At 45.1% G+C, this 19218-nt stretch carries 18 protein-coding genes; 8 read left to right on the top strand and 10 right to left on the bottom strand.

The features are described 5' to 3' along the window. Positions 1-122: 122 nt before the first annotated feature. Together DPF93_RS05040 and DPF93_RS05035 are read left to right on the top strand one after the other, a co-directional pair. Positions 123-1889, top strand: a complete 1767-nt coding sequence (locus DPF93_RS05040; RefSeq protein ID WP_341866789.1) for a sensor domain-containing diguanylate cyclase — start codon at positions 123-125, stop codon at positions 1887-1889. Positions 1890-2029: 140 nt separating this feature from the next. Then, positions 2030-2899 (top strand): glycerol kinase, encoded by an 870-nt coding sequence (locus tag DPF93_RS05035; protein WP_114765111.1) that lies wholly within the window; start codon positions 2030-2032, stop codon positions 2897-2899. 104 nt (positions 2900-3003) lie between these two features. Here DPF93_RS05035 and DPF93_RS05030 read toward each other — a convergent pair whose 3' ends face one another. The 5 genes from DPF93_RS05030 to DPF93_RS05010 all read right to left on the bottom strand — a co-directional run bounded on the left by DPF93_RS05030 (position 3004) and on the right by DPF93_RS05010 (position 6367). Next, positions 3004-3435, bottom strand: a complete 432-nt coding sequence (locus tag DPF93_RS05030; RefSeq protein WP_114765110.1) for a YccF domain-containing protein — start codon at positions 3433-3435, stop codon at positions 3004-3006. Between the two features lie 211 nt (positions 3436-3646). Continuing rightward, positions 3647-4381 (bottom strand): sulfite exporter TauE/SafE family protein, encoded by a 735-nt coding sequence (locus tag DPF93_RS05025; RefSeq protein ID WP_114765109.1) that lies wholly within the window; start codon positions 4379-4381, stop codon positions 3647-3649. A 65-nt stretch (positions 4382-4446) separates the two neighbouring features. Beyond that, positions 4447-5655 carry an MFS transporter gene (locus DPF93_RS05020; RefSeq protein ID WP_114765108.1) on the bottom strand — a complete coding sequence of 403 codons (1209 nt, stop codon included), beginning with the start codon at positions 5653-5655 and terminating at the stop codon, positions 4447-4449. 7 nt (positions 5656-5662) lie between these two features. Further along, the gene (locus DPF93_RS05015) at positions 5663-5842 is read right to left on the bottom strand and encodes a hypothetical protein (RefSeq protein ID WP_114765107.1); all 180 of its coding nucleotides are present in this window, start codon (positions 5840-5842) and stop codon (positions 5663-5665) included. A gap of 99 nt (positions 5843-5941) precedes the next feature. Next, on the bottom strand, positions 5942-6367 hold the full coding sequence (locus DPF93_RS05010) for a rhodanese-like domain-containing protein (RefSeq protein WP_114765106.1): 426 nt from the start codon (positions 6365-6367) through the stop codon (positions 5942-5944). Positions 6368-6501: 134 nt separating this feature from the next. Here DPF93_RS05010 and DPF93_RS05005 point away from each other — a divergent pair, with 134 nt between their 5' ends. Continuing rightward, on the top strand, positions 6502-7461 hold the full coding sequence (locus DPF93_RS05005; protein WP_114765105.1) for a helix-turn-helix domain-containing protein: 960 nt from the start codon (positions 6502-6504) through the stop codon (positions 7459-7461). A 58-nt stretch (positions 7462-7519) separates the two neighbouring features. Then, positions 7520-7810, top strand: coding sequence for a putative quinol monooxygenase (locus DPF93_RS05000; RefSeq protein WP_114765104.1), 291 nt, complete (start codon positions 7520-7522; stop codon positions 7808-7810). A 57-nt stretch (positions 7811-7867) separates the two neighbouring features. On the opposite strand, the gene DPF93_RS04995 is transcribed toward DPF93_RS05000, so the two are convergent. Beyond that, a complete protein-coding gene (locus tag DPF93_RS04995) occupies positions 7868-8674 on the bottom strand; it encodes a Cof-type HAD-IIB family hydrolase (RefSeq protein ID WP_114765171.1) in 807 nt (268 codons plus the stop codon). A gap of 318 nt (positions 8675-8992) precedes the next feature. On the opposite strand from DPF93_RS04995, the gene DPF93_RS04990 reads away from it, so the two are divergent. From DPF93_RS04990 to secF, 3 genes are all read left to right on the top strand, one after another. Continuing rightward, the gene (locus DPF93_RS04990; RefSeq protein ID WP_244204680.1) at positions 8993-9472 is read left to right on the top strand and encodes a hypothetical protein; all 480 of its coding nucleotides are present in this window, start codon (positions 8993-8995) and stop codon (positions 9470-9472) included. Positions 9473-9577: 105 nt separating this feature from the next. Continuing rightward, on the top strand, positions 9578-11392 hold the full coding sequence (gene secD, locus DPF93_RS04985) for a protein translocase subunit SecD (RefSeq protein WP_114765169.1): 1815 nt from the start codon (positions 9578-9580) through the stop codon (positions 11390-11392). Positions 11393-11394: 2 nt separating this feature from the next. Then, a complete protein-coding gene (gene secF / locus DPF93_RS04980; protein ID WP_114765103.1) occupies positions 11395-12291 on the top strand; it encodes a protein translocase subunit SecF in 897 nt (298 codons plus the stop codon). Between the two features lie 102 nt (positions 12292-12393). Here the strand turns inward: secF and DPF93_RS04975 are convergent, their stop codons facing one another. From DPF93_RS04975 to ppsR, 3 genes are all read right to left on the bottom strand, one after another. Beyond that, positions 12394-13821: a coniferyl aldehyde dehydrogenase gene (locus tag DPF93_RS04975; protein WP_114765102.1), complete on the bottom strand. Its 1428-nt coding sequence runs from the start codon at positions 13819-13821 to the stop codon at positions 12394-12396. Positions 13822-13894: 73 nt separating this feature from the next. After that, the gene (locus tag DPF93_RS04970; RefSeq protein WP_114765101.1) at positions 13895-14326 is read right to left on the bottom strand and encodes a hypothetical protein; all 432 of its coding nucleotides are present in this window, start codon (positions 14324-14326) and stop codon (positions 13895-13897) included. Between the two features lie 116 nt (positions 14327-14442). Continuing rightward, positions 14443-15276, bottom strand: a complete 834-nt coding sequence (gene ppsR, locus DPF93_RS04965) for a posphoenolpyruvate synthetase regulatory kinase/phosphorylase PpsR (RefSeq protein WP_114765100.1) — start codon at positions 15274-15276, stop codon at positions 14443-14445. Between the two features lie 178 nt (positions 15277-15454). Between ppsR and ppsA the strand changes: the two genes are divergently transcribed. Continuing rightward, positions 15455-17824, top strand: a complete 2370-nt coding sequence (gene ppsA, locus DPF93_RS04960) for a phosphoenolpyruvate synthase (protein ID WP_114765099.1) — start codon at positions 15455-15457, stop codon at positions 17822-17824. A gap of 102 nt (positions 17825-17926) precedes the next feature. Here the strand turns inward: ppsA and DPF93_RS04955 are convergent, their stop codons facing one another. Then, positions 17927-18763, bottom strand: a complete 837-nt coding sequence (locus tag DPF93_RS04955; RefSeq protein WP_114765098.1) for an ion transporter — start codon at positions 18761-18763, stop codon at positions 17927-17929. Between the last annotated feature and the right edge of the window lie 455 nt (positions 18764-19218).

The raw sequence follows: 19218 nt of genomic DNA, 5'->3' as shown, positions 1-19218 counted from the left end.
GTTGAACTGACTAGTTTCAACTTGGTATTGCTGATGCATAGCAGTACATTGCTTATCACTTCAAAAGCCTTTAAAATACGACACAAATCACAATATTATACTATAAGTTGGCATTTCTTCTCATGGCTTTACCCCAGTTGATCTCACGACTACTCAAACCGTACATCATACTAATGACGCTGTGTATGGTCTATTTGGCTTATGATCAACTCAAAACATCTGAGCAAAACGCACATTCACAGTCCCTAGACAACTTGAACACCGCGATGCATTTGGTCTCAGCTCAAGTTGAAGCGGCAGCAAGTAAACTGTTTTTGCTCAATGATGCGAAAACACTCAGCGAATTTGATAACGAAGCGTACCGAATTTTAAAACACTCTCCTATCTACGCCGATATCATCCAAGTCAATCTAGAGACAGGTCAGTATCGCTCTTTGCTGCTTAACCCTACTCTACCTGAGAGAAACCCAAATATCGTTTGGACGCCACTAGTCAAATTCTCAGCTGATATTGCGATTTCATCTTTGTATGAGAAATATCCCGATTATTGGGTTTTTGCGATTAAATACACGCCAAATGACACGCAACAGCTGTGGTTAGAATTCGACTTAAAACACACCACACAAAGCTTAAGAGGTCTTCGTACTCTTAATGAAGGCTACGTATTTGTGATTGATGAGCACACCGGGCGTTTGATCTTCCATCCAGATCCAAGCCGCATTGGCTCACTCTCAATCAGCTATCGCAGTGGTATCAGCCAATTGGTTGAATCAGGAACTAAGTTCTCTGACTATGAGTATTACTATCGTGATCAATTTAAAGTCGCGGTTTTTGATGCGGACAACGAGCTTGATTGGGTCTTTATCTCCGGTACGGATCGTTCAGATATTCTTGCTGCCTCTTATCAGTTTGGTTTAAGTGCCGTATTTATCGCATCACTGCTCTTTATTGCCATCGCCATCAGTTACTTGACCAAGCAATTGACTCGGGCGTTGTCACAACTAAACAAACAAACCGAGTTAAACAACTTCAAGCATCAGTTGCGTTACACTCTGGATCGCTTCGTGCCAAACCGCGGTGTGCAGTTTTGCCTATATGATCAACAAAGCAGCCAATTTTCAACGTTAGACTTTCACGGTAACAGCAAAGTTGCCTTAAAAGATGATCAACTCGCCAGTCACTTTTGTGCGGGTAAAATTGCCTTTGTGAACAAAAACAGCGCCGATCGTCTCGCGCAGAGACTACAAATTCGCGCCAATCACTATGCGATACCCCTGCACAACCAAGATGAGTTAATTGCCGTCATTTACGTTCAAACCTTTATGCCATATAACAGTTGCATCATGCGTATGATCCGCGAATACAGTGAGATTGCATTGTCTAACCTGTTGCTGCGCAAGAGCCTGCTGTGCAAAGACGTAATGACCAAGCTCGATAGCCAGCACACCATGAACGCCTCTATCGACTGCCACCAGCACTCAGAGAATGTCTTTTTTGCCCAACTTGAAGTGGACTTTTTCGAACAGATCCTTAATCACCATGGCTCTCAATGTGCCGATAAGATCATGATTTCCACTGCTGATATCATGCAAACCTGTTTTCCTAAACCGCGGGCAATTAGCTTGTCACGTGATGGCTTAGGTAAGTTCAGCATGCTATTTCATGCCCATGATCAGCAAGATGCGCTCAGCAAATGCAATGAGCTGCGAGTATTGCTTGAAGAAAACCCGGTAAAAGTTGGAGATATCCACGTGCCATACACTGTCAGTATTGGTCTTGGCAAGGTCGAGCATGCCCATCAAGAAACGCTCAATCAGACAGAAAAAGCCTTATTTAAAGCCAAAGGTGCAGGGCGAAATCAAGTCAACTACACAACATACCAAGATTAACAAAACTGGAGGCAAAGCCTCCTTTTTTGTCGCCGCAAGTTAGCCACACCTCCCATCTTGGCAGCAAAAGCGATAATTTACCTTGGCGCAATTTTAAACCACTGCGAAAATACCCTCACTTTCTGCGCCGAGGAACCATAATGGCTGACAACAAAATCTCCACTTCTCAACTAGCCAAAAAGCGAGATATTAAAGCGCAAGATCTGTTTGCCGAGCTCAAGCGTGCGGGCTACATCAATCGAGCAGAGCAAAGCTGGGTATTAACCGAAATTGGCGCAAAGTTTGGCGGAGAATATGTCCAGCACAGTAAATTTGGACAGTTTATTGTATGGCCTGAAAACCTACTCATCGACGACTCACTCAGCAAAGGCGAGCTACTCAGTGCCACCTCGCTTGGCAAGTATTTCGCTCTCTCTGCCAAGCGTATTAATTTGCTACTCAGTGAACTGGGCTGGATCAGTAAAAGTGAGCATGGCTGGGTTGCCACCGCCTCTGGATTAACCCATGGCGCTCAGCAGAAAACCGACAAAGAAACAGAACAAAGCTTCGTTTTATGGCATGACACCATCACCAAAAACAAACGCCTAAAACAAACTGTGGTCGAATATTTGGGGCAAGACGCGCAAGCAAAAGCGATCGATAAATCCTTCGCCAGTTTCCAGCATAAGTTTGCCGCTAAACATCGCACATTGGATGGACACTACGTGCGCTCGAGAGCTGAGCTCATTATCGACAACTGGCTATACATGAATGGCATTGTGCATGCCTATGACCGCGCACTGCCAATTGAGCAAGAGCAGCTTAGTGACTTCTACCTACCAACAGGTAAAGTCTATCTGCAATATTGGGGAGACGAGCACGGCGCGATGGCTGATGAGGAAATAGAGCGCATTCGCGCACTCTACCGCCACCACCAATTTGCATTGATTGACGTCTACAGCGATGAAATAGAACGATTAGATCAGGTGCTGCCAGCTCGGTTACGCGAACACGGCATCAAAGCCTATTGAGGCTACAATGGCAACCTCATCGGCATCAAACAAAAAAATCCGCCGCTCAGCGAGCGGCGGATTTAAACCTAATATGATTTTAGATAACTCAGTGCGTTGGCAAATTACTTACGCATTGAGTAACGCGCAGCTGCCGCTTCTTCTTTCGAAACTACCGTTTTACCAATCGGCGCCAATGAAATCACCGCAAGTTTTAAATGCTGCAGTGCAAATGGAATACCTATGATAGTAACAAAACACGCGACCGCAGATAAAATATGACCAATTGCCAACCAAATACCCGCAAGCAAAAACCAAATCACATTACCAATAAAGCCAAGTGGACTAGTACCAATATCCATTTCATTGGTCAGTTCATCACGTGAAATCGCTTCTTGACCGAATGGGAAGAATGAAAAGTTCCCCATCACGAAGCACGCTCTGCCCCATGGAATACCGATGATGCTGATAAACGCTAGGAGACCAAACAGCCACCACATCAACCCCATAACGACACCACCACAAATAAACCAGATGATGTTTCCTAATGTGCGCATAGTTTTAAACCCTCTTTGTAAAAACTGGCAAACCATCTGCGTGTGGCACAAGCTAAGTTAGCGCAGCACACATCGCAAAGGTGTATAAAAGTAGAGAGTAGCTACCTATTGAATCCACTACTTGTCAAATCGACTCACTGTCGACTCGACCAAATTAATTCTGTTTATTGTTCATGCTTAGTATGCATAGCTAAGATGAACCGAGCATGAACTACAGTGAGGTAAAGCCTTGCCACACCGCAGTTAAACCACTTATTGAGCATAGCATCAATGCGCCAATACGGATTTTCTCTTTCGGCAAAGACCCGGTGGTTTTACGCGCCAATTGATAACCTAACCAGCCTGCTGGTAGCAAAGGAATGGTTATCCATAAGTGATGCAAAGTCAGGAAGCCTGCTGGAGCTTGCACAGACAATGAAATAATCGAACTAAAGACAAAAAACGCCGACAAATTGCCACGTAACTGATTTGCCTCTTGATGCTGTAACAGCAGCGCCATTGGTGGACCACCTATCGCGGAACTGGTACCAAAAAAGCCCGAGAAAAAGCCTGCAATACCCATTCTGGTTGGGGTTGGTTCAATTCGAAATGGCAGCAAACTTACCACAACCGCAAACAGTACCAAAAAGCCTAACCACAATGCCAGCACGTCACCGGAAACCAACACCAATAAAGCACCACCAGCTATCGAACCTGGCACGCGACCAATCAACGCCATTTTTAATCCACCGATCTCAACATTATTGCGGTACTTATAAGCATTGAGCAGTGAAATAAACAAAGCCACCATCACAATTGGTGCTGGGACATAATCAGGTGAAACAAAATAAAGCAATGGTGCAGCGACAATGGCTAAGCCAAATCCGATGGATGTTTGAACAAACGCACCGACAAAAATAAGACAAGCAGCAATCAGTGCTTCAGAGGTGAACCACTCAGCGAACATGGAGAATATCCAAAAGATAAAAAGAGAGCCGAGTATAACTCAGCTCTTGATATTTTGGTTAGCATTTATGCGGTTGCTAAACGCGCGACAGGTTTGTCGTTGATCGGTAAGTGCAATAGTGCAGCCGCAAACGCAAGTACCACCGTTGACCACCAGATTGGGTCATAGCTGCCGTAATAGTCATAAATACGACCACCCGCCCATGCGCCCAAGAAACTGCCGACTTGGTGAGTAAAGAACACCAAACCATACAGCGTCGATAGATAGCGCGCTCCAAAGATTTGACGAACCAAGCCAGATGTCAGAGGCACCGTACCTAGCCAACAAAAACCAATCGCTGCACCAAACATTGCCGCCGTATTTTCGGTAATTGGCAGGGTAACAAAGCCCGCAATCACAACCGTACGCATCAAGTACAAGGCAGACATCACGTAACGTTTGTTGAACTTATCACCCATAATTCCCCAAAAGTAAGAACCAAAGATGTTAAAGATACCAACATACGCCAAAGCCATCGCCGCACTGGTTGCTGGCAGATGTTTGTCCGCTAAGTAGCTTGGTAAATGCGTTGCGATAAACATCACGTGGAAGCCACAGACAAAGAAACCCGCGTGAATAAGCCAGTAGCCTTTATGGCTAAACGCTTCTTTTAGTGCTTGAGACAAGGTTTGGTTGTCTTGCTCCTGATTTGCCGCTGAAGCATTGGCTTTTTGCGACGTTTTCATAAACAAGCTCAGTGCCATAATGATGGTACACAGCATAGCGAACACTTGCAGTGCTTGTTGCCAACCAAAGTCACTCAATAGCCATTGCGCCCCTGGAATAACTGCAAACATACCAAATGAGCCCGCAGCGGTGGTTAAACCGAACGCTTTCGCCGCGTGTTCTGCTGGCACAACTTTCGCCACAGCACCAAGGACAATCACATAACTTGTCGCACTTAAACCCAAACCCACTAGCGCACCAAGAGAGATGTACAGCATACTCGCTTCACTAGTAATAGAGGTTAAGTAAAGACCCAACGCATAAGAAAGTGCACCTAAAAAGATAATGCGTTTTGAGCCAAACTTATCCGCTGCCATACCTACAAAAGGCTGAAAGGCACCAAATAACAAGTTTTGCAATGCGATAGCAAAACTAAAAAACTCTCGCCCAGTTCCAAAATGCTCAGAAATAGGCATCATGAAAATACCGAACGATTGGCGAATACCAAGGCTGGTGATCAGGATACCGATCCCAAGCCAAACCAGTAATGGAAAACGAAAAATACTCATAACAACCTTAGTGATGATGTGAATGAGAAGAATGTTCTTCTGCGCCACTATTTTGATGGCAGCCCATGTCAACCGCTTGTTGAGCGAGAAGCTCCAGCAATGGCTCGCAGTGATGTACCGCAACCAAAGTGATGCCAAGCAGCAACACCATTCTGGTTAACTGAGCAGTCAAAGATTGTGAGAACATACTGTGTCCTGAAAGAAAAAGAGCGCGGAGTGTATTGCCGCCATTCAAAAACATCCAATGATATTTTGTCAGGTATACTATGCGCTCTGTGCATGGCGATTAAACTTTGTCTAAAGCTTGTGCATAGTCAATCTGTGGAACCAGTTCAAAGCCTTCGTCTAACCAGCCTGTCACGCCGCCAATCATCTTCTTTACTGGTCGACCTAACTTTGCCAAACGAATCGCCGCTTTTTCTGTCCCATTACAATGCGGTCCTGCGCAGTAGACGACAAACAAGGTATCAGCGGGGTATTGCGCCAGATTTTTATCATTTAGGCGAGTGTGGGGAATGTTCACCGAGCCTGCAATATGTCCCTTTGAATACAATTCATTGCCACGTACATCAACCAGAATGAAATCTTGCTTTTGATTCGAGATTGCATGGTGCACATCCCAACAATCTGTTTCAAACTCCATCAGGCGGCTAAAGTGGGCTAAAGCTCGATCGCTACTTGCGGCAGTTACTCTTGATACGGCACTAGACATAAACTCTCCTTGCTTTGTCTGTTTCAATTGATAGGTTCATTATTACGCTATGGTGAAAAGTTAACCATTGGCTTTTAAGTCAATGGTCGTTAATATCAAGCCAAAGTGATCATTATGTAACAGCGAGGTAAAGGATGACCGAGCCGAATCCATCGAATAAACGAGTGGCGATCTTATCGCACCCCGATGTCTCTCTATTTGAGCTAGGCTGCGCGGTTGAGCTTTTTGCCCTGCCCCGCCCTGAGTTTACGAATTGGTACCAAACAGACATTGTTAACTTTGACGACCAGCCTATTACCACCACTGGCTCAATCATCATGCAAACCAAGTTTATTGATGACTTACAGCCCTACGATATGTTGGTTGTCCCCAGTTGGCCGACACAGCCAAAACCGATTGATGAACATTTTCGCCAGCAAGTGACGCAGTTTGCCGAACAAGGTAAACGAATTCTCTCCTTTTGCTCCGGCGCTTTTTTATTAGCTGAACTTGGGCTACTCAAAGATAAACAAGCGGCTACGCACTGGGCATTTGAGCAAAAGTTTCGTCAACGTTTCCCACAGATTAACTACGCCAGTAATGTATTGTATGTCTTTGATGGTCAACTTGGCTGCTCCGCAGGTAGTGCCGCAGGCCTTGATTTGGGGCTTGCCGTCATCAGGCAGGACTTTGGCTATGAAGTCGCTAACCAAGTCGCCAAGCGCTTAGTTGTTTCCGCGCATCGCAGTGGTGGGCAAGCCCAGTTCGTCGACACGCCAATGCTGCAAGTTCCTAACCAGTTCGCGCAAGCACTCGATTGGGCAAAAGCTAACCTGTACAAAACCATTCAAATTGATACGCTGGCACAAAAAGCCAACATGTCGCGCCGAACCTTTGATCGTAAGTTTCGTAGTAGTATGGAACTCACTCCACAAGAGTGGCTCATCCACCAACGCACGGAATTGGCGAAAGGGCTACTTGAAAGTGAAGAGATCAATATTGAGCAATTGGCGATCAAAGCAGGCTTTAACAATGCAGTTAGCATGCGTCACCACTTTAGGAGAATCGTCGGCGTATCACCAAAACAGTATCGAACCCAGTTTCATCGCGATTGATCATCTAAGCTAAAATCACCAGCTAATATCAGTAAGACCAACAACAATAAGGATTTGTATGGCACACCTAACTATCGTTGCCAACATAGTGGCAAAAGAAGACAAGATTGAATTAGTGAAACAGGAACTTATCAATCTGATTGAGTTTACTCGTCAAGAAGAAGGCTGCGTAAACTACGATTTGCATCAAGATAATAGCAACCCAGCATTATTCTTGTTTTTCGAAAACTGGACCAACCGTGAGTTATGGCAACAGCATATGGCAAACTCACATATCGAAAAATACCTCGCAGCAACAGAAGGGGCTGTCGAAAGCTTTGTCGTACATGAAATGACGCAAATCGGCTAACAAAAAGCCCTGCAATATAAGCAGGGCTCTATTCAAATCTCTAAGTCAAAAAGAGGTTTATTCAGCATTAAGCACTTTGTCTTTAATTACTGTTAGCACACCGTTGTCGATATTACTTGGCGCACTAAAACGAGCGAGCTTTTTCACCTCTGGATGAGCATTTTCTACCGCATACGAGTGGTAGCTCGATTTAAGCATCTCAACATCGTTAAAGTAATCACCAAAACTCATGGTCTGCTCATGAGTAAAGCCAAGTGTGTTTTGCAAATGCTCGATTGCCGCCCCTTTTGACGCCTCAGCATGCATAATATCCAGCCAAATTTTTGCACTCACCACCACTTGGTTGGTCGCACCAAATTTCTCGTTAAGTTTTGGGTAAACAAATTGTTCGGTGCTTTCAAAATGGCAAATGGCGATTTTGATAAACTCGTCTTCAACTAAAAGTAAATCGTCGACATATTGGCACTCAGCGTAGTATTTGTTTAACTCATCCAACGCATGCTGATCTTGAGTTTCAATGTAAGCGCTGCGTTTACCACACAAGACAATGTAAGCACCGTCAATTTGGCGCGCTTCTCGGATAATGCCTTCAACAACATCGTTACCCAGTGGGCAGCAGTAAAGCTCTTCCTCACCACGCATCACCAGCGTACCGTTTTCCGCGATGTACATCATTTCATCTTGAATTGGCGCAAAAGTTTTACGCAAACTCGCATACTGACGACCAGAGGCTGCAGCAAAGATGATGCCCTTTTGCTTTAGCTGATGGTAGATATCGTAAAACTCAGGAGAAAGCTGAGAAGACTCATTCAGTAGCGTACCATCCATATCGGATGCGATGAATTTGATCTGGTATTGTGACATTAGAAACTGGCTTAGTTTGAACTGGGTCACAGAGATTGCTTGATCTTAAGAGCAATGTAAACCCCCTCCTTTGCCTTAGTTGAGATGAATTTGTTTCTCAATGAAACAAACTGGTTGCATATTCAGCAAAATGTAATGTGACTCGCTGATATCGCTTGTTGGCGCAGCTTGCCTCGCTTAAAGCTTCTCATCCGATTGCGGAATATCTCCACAGTACCTAGCAAAGTCGCGAGTTATTTTGCAACAATTAACAACTACTACTTGTTGAATACCAAAAGCAAGCTTATGATAGCGGCGATCAGAGATGTGAGTGATTGTATGAATTGTCAGTGGATTAAACAGTGCCGTATGGTGAGCGTAATGCTTAGCCTGCTGCTCGCCTGTTTGTTTGCTGGTAGTGCACTCGCTAGCCAAACAACTAGCAATGCTCCCATCATTAAACCTCTGCTCACCCAGCCTATCAAAGTTACTGTTTCACAAACGCCTGTTGAACAAGACGATCCTGCGCATTTTTTCCAAATTGAACAACGAGCTCCGGCTAAATCGCTCTCTCCTAGCCTAGCCTCAATCCTGCGTAACGGTTCGTTTATTCCAGAACGTTTACACGAAGCAGAGCCTACTTATGAATTAGTTTTCGACTTTACTGATTCAACCGCATCGACCTTAGTTTGGCGTGTCTACCTCACGCTGGATAACTGGTACGACTGGACACTTCATCCACCCTCGACCATGCACCGCATTGCCGGCTGGAAAGAGTCCAATATTCTCTATCGGTTTATTAGCCAAGCCGACGCCTAACATTTATCTCTCTTGTTCCTCGTTTCTAGCGAGGGGTTTTGCTGTGCGTATAAAACGCATGGCACGGATTTAATCATTTGGCATTTGCCAAAGAGACGAATGTTTATGCGTACAAAAAAAACCAATCGTACCGTGCTGAACCATTACTCAGCATGGAAATATGTGGTTCTGGTAACCACAATTATCATTATGCTGCTAAGCGCCCTGCCATCTTGGTTTGGTGAAGATGCCGCTGTCATTGTTAACCATAAAGACACACCACTTTCTGTCGTCACCGTCAAACAACAACTTGAAGCCCATGGCATGGCGGTCAAGCGTATCGACCAAAGTGATGGTGAAACCACCGTCGTTTTAGATGATGCTGCGGATCAAAACCACGCCAAAACATTTTTGGCTGACTTCACCCCTGAAGATGACGTGGTAACGCTAGCGATGGTTCCAGCCGCTCCGGCTTGGCTACTTGAAATGGGCTTTAAGCCGATCAAACTGGGTCTAGACCTTCGTGGTGGTGTGCAATTCCTACTTGATGTCGACATGAATGAAGTGTTCCACTCACATGCCGAACAAGCTCAAGAAGCGATCAAAGATTACGCACGCCAAGAACGCCTACGTGGTGTTCGTGTTGAAACCAGCCGTGAATCAGGTTTACACATCAAAGCGCCAAATGAAGAAGCGATTGCGACTATTCGCCAATTTGTCCGTGAGCAATACCCTCAATGGCAAGTACGTGGCGAAGGCGACAACGGCTTAGAAATGGCACTGACTGATTCAGAAAAGCAAACTCTAACCAGCTTAACTGTGCAACAAAACTTGCAGACGATGCGCAGCCGTATCGAAGAGCTAGGCATCACTGAAGCGGCGGTTCAACGTCAAGGTGAACACCGTATTCGTATCGAACTGCCAGGTGTTCAAGACCCTGCGGCGGCGAAAAACGTTATTGGTGCGACAGCAAGTTTGGCGTTCTACGAAGTGAAACCAGAACGCACCATCAATACCATTATGATCCCTGACCAAGATGGTCGCCCTGTTTATGTGGTACGCAAACCAGTACTAACCGGTGAGCATATTGTCGATGCTCGCGCTGGAATGGGCGAAATGGGCATGCCAGAAGTAAACATCTCGCTCGACTCAACCGGCGGTCACATGATGTCTGACTTCTCGGGCAAACACATTGGCAAACCAATGGCGACAGGCTATAGCGAATACAGCCGTGACGCTGAAGGCAATGTTGAGCAATCAAACACTATCATCAGTATCGCGACTATTCAGTCTCAATTGGGTAACCGCTTTAGAATCACCGGTGTCGGTCAGCTTAATGATGCGCAAGATCTAGCGTTGTTACTACGTGCAGGTTCACTGACTGCGCCAGTCACCATCGTAGAAGAACGTACCATTGGTCCATCTCTAGGTGCGGAAAACATTGAAAATGGCTTTGCAGCTTTAGCACTTGGCTTAAGCCTTACTCTACTCTTTATGGCGGTTTGGTATCGCAAACTGGGTTGGGTGGCAAACTTTGCACTGATGATCAATATGGTGATGCTGCTTGGCTTGATCGCCTTGCTACCAGGCGCGGTATTGACCCTACCTGGTATTGCCGGTTTAGTTTTAACTATCGGTATGGCGGTTGATACGAACGTACTGATCTTTGAACGTATTAAGGAAAAACTGCGTGAAGGTCGCAGTATGGCGCAATCCATCGACCTTGGCTTTAGCAGTGCTTTCGCCACCATCCTTGACTCCAACATCACAACGCTTATCTCAGCGGCAACTTTGTACGCCATCGGTAATGGTCCGATTCAAGGCTTTGCACTAACGCTTGGTCTTGGTCTGCTGACCAGTATGTTCACTGGTATTTTCGCTTCGCGCGCAGTGATCAACATTATTTGGGGTAAAGATTCACGTCGTGGTGTGAGGGTATAACTATGAATAAATTAAACAAACTAACCAAATGGCGTCACGCAGGTAGCCTGCTTTCATGCCTATTTATCATTATCTCGATCTTCGCACTTGCAACGAAAGGGCTTAACTTCGGTCTGGATTTTACCGGCGGTATGATCAGCGAAGTGCGCCTCGATAGCACGCTAACTGCTCCAGAGATCCAAGCAAAACTTGAAGCAGCCCTGCATCAGCCTGTATCTGTGGTTGCTACTGGCGATCAAGGTCAATGGATGTTGCGCTACGCAGCCCCTGAAAACCTAGAGCAACAACCTGAAATTAAACCGCTATTGGAAAGCTTCTCTAAACAAGTCGAAATGCTCAACGTTAGCTTGGTTGGTCCGCAAGTCGGTCAAGAACTAGCCGAGCAAGGTGGTTTGGCTGTGCTGATCACCCTACTAGTGATCTTGGCTTACCTCAGCTTCCGCTTTGAATGGCGCTTAGCTTCGGGAGCACTCCTTGCCCTAATGCACGATGTGTTTATCCTGCTTGGCTTTTTTGCCTTAACCGGATTGGAGTTTAACTTAACCGTACTCGCAGCACTATTGGCGGTATTAGGTTACTCACTCAATGACTCAATCATCATCTCGGACCGCATTCGAGAACTATTAAAAGCCAACGTAAAACTGCCTATCGCTGAGTTAAATAACCAAGCGATCCTCAATACCTTGTCACGTACTTTGATCACATCAGGTACCACCCTGATCTCAGTGGTCTCTCTATGGTTACTTGGTGGTGAACCGTTATACGGTTTCTCTGTCACCATGTTTATCGGTATCGTCGCTGGTACTTGGTCAACCATGACGATCGCAACCATCATTCCTGAAGTGGCAAAACTTGGACCGCAGCATTATGCGCCTGAGCCGATTTCAGAAGCGCCATAAACAGGCTAACTGCCAGTAAAGTCAACCTCAAAACAATAATAAAGTGCTAAGTAAAACAGACCCATTTGGGTCTGTTTTTTTATCTGTGGAAAGATAAGGCAATCAGTGTAGGAAAAGCTTAGACAACAGCTGCTTAAAGCGAGTTTGGTACTCAAGCAGCAAACGACTTCGTGGTAGCCAAGATGGCGTTGTCAGCACCGTTTTTGCTTTGGAGAAGGTACGGAAGCCTTCAACGCCATGGTAATGCCCCATTCCCGCCTGACCAATACCGCCGAAAGGTGCATCTTTGGCAGAAACATGCAAAAGCGTATCGTTAATACACAATCCACCACTGTGAGTTTGCGTGCGAACTTTACTAATCAACGCTTTATCGTGACTCATTAGATAAAGCGCCAAAGGTCTTGGTTTATTTTCAATATACTCAAACACTTGGTGAATGTGGCGATAACCAATCACTGGCAAAATTGGACCAAAGATCTCTTCTTTCATCACTACCATGCTGTCGGTCAAATTAGTGACAAGATGCGGCAATAATACGCGTTCCGGCACTTGGGCATCGATAGTATGTATTTGCGCCCCTCTCGTTTTTGCATCTTCTAAGTAACTATTGAGGCGGTCAAATTGCGCTTGGTTAATCACCTTGGTTAGCGGCTTGGCCGTTTCGATGAAAAGCTGCGAAAAACGATTCAAATAGAGGTCAACAAATTCTTGCTGCTTACTTTCAGGCAGCAAGACGTAATCGGGAGCAACACAGATCTGCCCAGCATTTATCGCTTTGCCCATCAAAATCGCATCAACAGCCTGCTTAAGATCAGCATCTGGTGCAATAATCACTGGCGACTTGCCACCCAACTCAAGCGTCACTGGGGTTAAATTGCGTGCGGCTTGTTCTGCCACCAACTTGCCAACCTTGGTGGAGCCAGTAAATAACAGATGATCAAACGGCAGCTGTGAAAAACACTGCGCTATCTCCACCTCGCCTTCCACCACATAAACCAAATTATCAAGCTCAGCAAAAACTTGGCTAAGCACCTGATTGGTATTCGGGGTATGTTCGCTCAATTTAACCATCACGCGATTGCCCGCAGCAATCGCAGTGGCAATCGGACCGATACTAAGGAAGATGGGAAAATTCCACGGCACTATCACACCAACCACCCCAAGGGGTTGATAAACGACTTCAAGCTTGGAAGGCATTAGCATTAAGCCCGCACGACGCTTATCAGGCTTCATCCATTTACGTAAATGCTTAGCGGTATAATTGATGTGTTCTATCGCTGGCAGCAGATCGCAGATCACGCTATCAAATTCACTGCGGTAACCATAATCCTCACTCAAAGCTTGCTGCAACTGAGGTTGAAAGCGCAAAAGCGCGAGCTTTAGTTTCTCAAGGCTAGCGCAACGCTCAGAGAGAAGGGGATAGGGCTGGGCTTGATAAAGCGCACTCACCTCATCATATAGAGCTTGCAACTCTTCTTGCGACTTAACATGCGCCCTTTGCCAAAGATTGAGATCGACGACTTTCTCCATTGCCCTACTTCACTTATAAACTGCTAAACCAAGATTCCCTGAGGTATAAGCTTAGCTATTAATAACTAAAAAATCACTCACGTTCAATCGACCAACTCCCCTTACAAGGACCATTGGTCAGATACCATCGTCCGCCAATTCGGTCACCAATTGCATTACCGCTAAAACGGTAATCCCACTGTGAATGATTAGCATACAAGGTCAGCTGACCTTGGCTATCTATCCAACCCGTCAGCACAGTGCCATTGTAGGCTAAGGTTAACTGTACAAAGCCGTTTTCTACTACACCGGTAATTGCAGTTTTGCTGCAAAGGTTGTTGCCAGTCACATCCTCTCTTCTTCCTTGCCATCGACCATCAAAGCCTTGATGAACGTCAAAGCCTGGCTCTGCAGGGCGCTTGGGGAAAGAATCAGGATTATTTGAATCAAACCAGCCTGACTGGCTGCCAAACCACATAAATAGCGCAAATCCAAGTGTTGTTGCGATCACAACATATTTCTTCATCCATCTCTCCTTTCCTTGCTTACTCGAACTCTAACAAAAGCAATAAGTTAAGAGAAAACCTGTGCTGTGATGGCAGTCGCAATCAACCAAGTATTTAACCAATCTTAATCTTGGTATTACAGCAGGCGTCTTCTTAGCCCTGATTTTTCCAAGATTCGGGTTGAGATCTCTTCTACCGACAGCGCTGAAGTATTGATGTAAGGGATCGCTTCGCGGCGAAACAGCGCTTCAACACTGGCAAGCTCGGCCAAGCACTGCTCCGTACTGGCGTATTCACTGCCTGCCAAACGGTTTTCACGGATCTGAGTTAAACGTTCAGGATCAATGGTTAAACCAAACAGTTTATGGCGATGGATCTCAAACTCAGGCAACAAGCGTAACCGACGGATATCTTCTTCAATAAATGGGTAATTCACCACGCGCAAGCCAAACTGCATCGCCATATAAAGGCTGGTTGGTGTTTTGCCACTGCGAGACACGCCGAGCAAAATAATATCGGCTTTTTCCAAACCTTTAAGCGTGATGCCATCATCGTGTGCCAAGGTGTATTCAATCGCGGCAATTCGATCGAAATAGGTCTCGGAATCTTTACCAACACTGCGTGAGCGTTGCAATTTCGGTTCGGGCTGCAACTGCGTATCTTGCTCGACCCGACTAACCAAACTTTCAATCACATCATAGCAATAGGCCGGCGCTTCCAGCAGCATCGCCTTTAGTTGTGGCAACACAATAGAGAAAAAAACTAGCGGCTTTTCGCCGTTTTTTTGATACGAGCACTGGATTTCCTTTAACAAATTTATCAACTTTTCTTCACTTTCGATGAAAGGGAATGTTTTTTCATTTGCTTTGAAAGGAAATTGACCTAAAACAACATGCCCCAAGGTCTCACATGTTATGGCGGTTCCATCAGAAACATAGAATACATCACGACTTTGACTATTTTTTTGCATGTTTTATTTAAACTTTCAAAATTATTTGATTAGGATAGTCCCATAATACAAATAAATAACCCGAGCAGACTATTACGCTGAGCACAGCTTTTAAAATTTGTTAAAAATTTTTTTGAGATCTCACGTAAACGTTTGCCATAAAAACCCCTACACTAAATGCTGCATTCTGGAGAAAGACATGCAAAACAATACCCTATGGTTTAATGGCCTATCCATGGAAGATGTTGATAAGGTTGGTGGCAAAAATGCCTCGCTGGGTGAGATGGTTTCCAACCTCTCTAAAGCAGGTGTTTCCGTTCCTAACGGATTCGCGACGACCTCTTATGCCTTTAACCAATTCCTAGACCATGACGGTCTTGACGATCGTATTCACCAACTACTGGATGAACTCGACGTTAGTGACGTTGACGCACTACGTAAAACCGGTGCGCAAATTCGCCAATGGGTGTTAGATGCCCCTTTCCCAGCCGATTTAGAACAAGATATACGTGCCAATTATGAGGAACTGACAGCCGGCAAGCCTGAAATGTCGGTTGCAGTTCGCTCATCTGCTACTGCAGAGGATCTGCCAGATGCCTCATTTGCAGGTCAGCAAGAAACCTTCCTCAACGTCAAAGGCATTGATGCCGTTTTAGAAGCGACCAAACACGTTTACGCATCACTGTTTAATGATCGCGCCATTTCATACCGTGTTCACCAAAGTTTTAACCATCGTGGAATCTCGTTATCTGCGGGCATTCAATGCATGGTTCGCTCAGACAAAGCCTCTTCTGGGGTGATGTTCACTCTCGATACCGAATCAGGCTTTGATCAAGTAGTTTTTATCACTTCGTCTTGGGGGTTAGGTGAAATGGTGGTTCAGGGCGCTGTTAACCCTGATGAGTTCTATGTGCACAAACCGATGCTTGAGGCTGGTCAACATCCGATTGTGAAAAAGACCTTCGGCTCAAAGCAGATCAAAATGATCTACTCACCAAATCCAGAAATTGGCAAACAAGTTGAGATCATCGATACCGACGAGCAAGAGCGTAACCAGTTCTCACTCAACGACGAAGAGATCAAAGAACTTGCCAAACAAGCGATGATCATCGAGCAGCACTACCAACGTCCAATGGATATTGAGTGGGCAAAAGATGGCATTGATGGCCAGCTTTACATCGTACAGGCACGCCCTGAAACAGTATGTTCACAGAGTAACCAAAACGTGATTGAGCGTTATGAGCTGAGCAATAAGGCAGAGGTTCTTCTGGAAGGTCGCGCGATCGGTCAACGTATTGGCACAGGTCCAGTACGCCTAGTCGATTCACTGGATCAAATGTCACTAGTCCAAGACGGCGATGTGCTCGTTACCGATATGACTGACCCTGATTGGGAACCTGTGATGAAGAAAGCTTCTGCGATTGTCACTAATCGCGGCGGTCGTACATGTCACGCAGCCATCATTGCTCGTGAATTGGGTATTCCTGCTATCGTTGGCTGTGGCAACGCCACTGAGTTGCTGACTGATGGTACGACTGTGACTGTTTCTTGCGCTGAAGGTGAAACCGGTTATGTTTACCAAGGCGAGCTCGACTTTGCCGTAAAACGCTCATCGGTAGACGAGCTACCTTTACTGCCTACTAAAGTAATGATGAACGTCGGTAACCCAGATCGCGCCTTCGACTTTGCGCAGATCCCGAATGAAGGTGTCGGTCTTGCACGTTTAGAATTTATCATCAACAAGATGATTGGTATTCACCCGAAAGCACTGCTTAACTTCGACGCACAAAGCGACGAGCTGAAAGCCGAGATCAGTCAACGCATTCGTGGCTACAAAGACCCAGTCGATTTTTACGTCAGTAAGCTAACCGAGGGTATTGCAACTATCGCCTCAGCGTTCTGGCCAAAACGCGTTATCGTGCGTATGTCTGACTTTAAGTCTAACGAGTACGGCAACCTAGTCGGTGGTAAAGAGTACGAACCACACGAAGAGAACCCAATGCTGGGCTTCCGTGGCGCTTCTCGCTATATCTCACCGGACTTCGAAGAATGTTTCGAGCTTGAAACGCGAGCAATCAAACGCGTACGCAATGAAATGGGTCTAAAGAACGTTGAAATCATGATCCCATTTGTGCGCACCACAGATGAAGCCGCTTCAGTTATCGATCTCCTGGCGAAGTTTGACTTACGCCGTGGCGATCAAGGTCTGAAAGTGATCATGATGTGTGAGCTGCCATCAAACGCAATTTTGGCGGAAGAGTTCCTCAAGTACTTTGATGGCTTCTCAATTGGTTCAAACGATATGACCCAGCTGACACTCGGTTTAGACCGTGATTCTGGTGATGTGGCTTACCTATTTGATGAGCGCAACCCAGCGGTCAAAGCAATGCTGAAAATGGCGATTGATGCTGCCACCAAAGCTGGCAAATACGTGGGCATTTGTGGTCAAGGTCCATCGGATCACGACGATCTTGCCCAATGGCTAATGGAGCAAGGTATCAGCTCTGTTTCGCTAAACCCAGATACGGTGATCGATACGTGGCTAAAACTGAGTAAAGTCGGTCAGTAAACCGTATAGAACCATTTTAGATTCAGCTTAAAGATCCAAGCCCCTGCTCTGTCAGGGGCTTTTCAAATCCCTTTGTTTAACCATTTATCTCTATTGGAACAACTACTGCTTCTGCTTTAATAGCTGCTTAATTTCAATCAGTTCTTTTTGTAACGACTCTACTTGTGAATGAGTGGCAAATATCTGTCTTTGTTCATGCTCAGACGACAGCGTGGGTAATTCAGCACTCTCATCTTGCTCGGCAAGAGCGTGTTCTGCGGTCATCGTCTCGATAACAACACCAATCATCATATTCAGAAAGACAAATGCGGTCAGGAAAATAAAGGTTAGATAAAAAATCCAACTCAATGGATATACCGCCATCGTCTCGTACATCACATCCGTCCAATCCTCAAATGTGGCAATGCGAAATAGGGTTAACATTGAAATGGACACATCTCCCCACAACACCTCGTTAATATGGGAGAAAATCAAACTACCAATAACGGCATAGATATAGAAAATAATAAACATCAGTACCGCAATATAACCCATTTTCGGTATTGCTTTGATCAGCGCATTAATCAGTAATTTCAACTGAGGTATGGCAGAGACCAAACGTAATACACGAAATACACGCAGCAGTCGCGCAATGAGAATGCCTTGTCCCGCTGATGGAAGCAAACTACCAATCACAATAACTGCATCAAATATGTTCCAACCACTTTTAAAGAAATCGACTTTATTTTTGTACGAGAAGAATTTAATCACGATTTCGATGAGGAAAAAGACCAATATAAACTGATCAAGCCAATGAATGAGTGTACTCACATTGGCAGGAAGCTCGAAAGTATTGGCTCCAATTGAAAGCGCCGCAAGAATGATCACTACAACCGTAAATGCTTGGAATAGCTTATTGTTGTTAATGTCCGTCAATCTAATGTGCAATGATGAGATCATTGATAAAATCCTTTTTAAATAAAACAACGTCCTATTTATTTGTTACCAACAAACAAAATTTCAGCAGTAAAAAGGATACCATCGACCAAGCTCACACTATAGAGAGCGACAAAACTAAGTTGTTCTAACTCACAAATTTACTAACGTCGTAATTATCTCATCATATTAGAATAAATCTAAAAACTTGATGATATATCTATCTAACCACATCGCGCTAACGCTTGTCATAACTAATATTTAATCGATAACTAATATAAATCCCACTAAAATATTAAGCATGAGTTAGTACAAACAGACTAAATATCCTTAAAACTGATACGGTGAATCCACCTAGATATTCATGCCGAGTTATACCAGACTGTTGATGTATATAAACAACACCCATTTATAAAAGCCAAGGATCGCGGTTTTTAGTCAAATACAATTCAAACTATAGAGCGATAAGGAAGTTATAT

Origin of the sequence: Vibrio rhodolitus, assembly GCF_003350325.1 — a bacterium.
Classification (GTDB): domain Bacteria; phylum Pseudomonadota; class Gammaproteobacteria; order Enterobacterales; family Vibrionaceae; genus Vibrio; species Vibrio rhodolitus.
The sequence above is the reverse complement of the archived record's forward strand: the minus strand, read 5'-3'. Positions and strand labels throughout refer to the sequence as shown.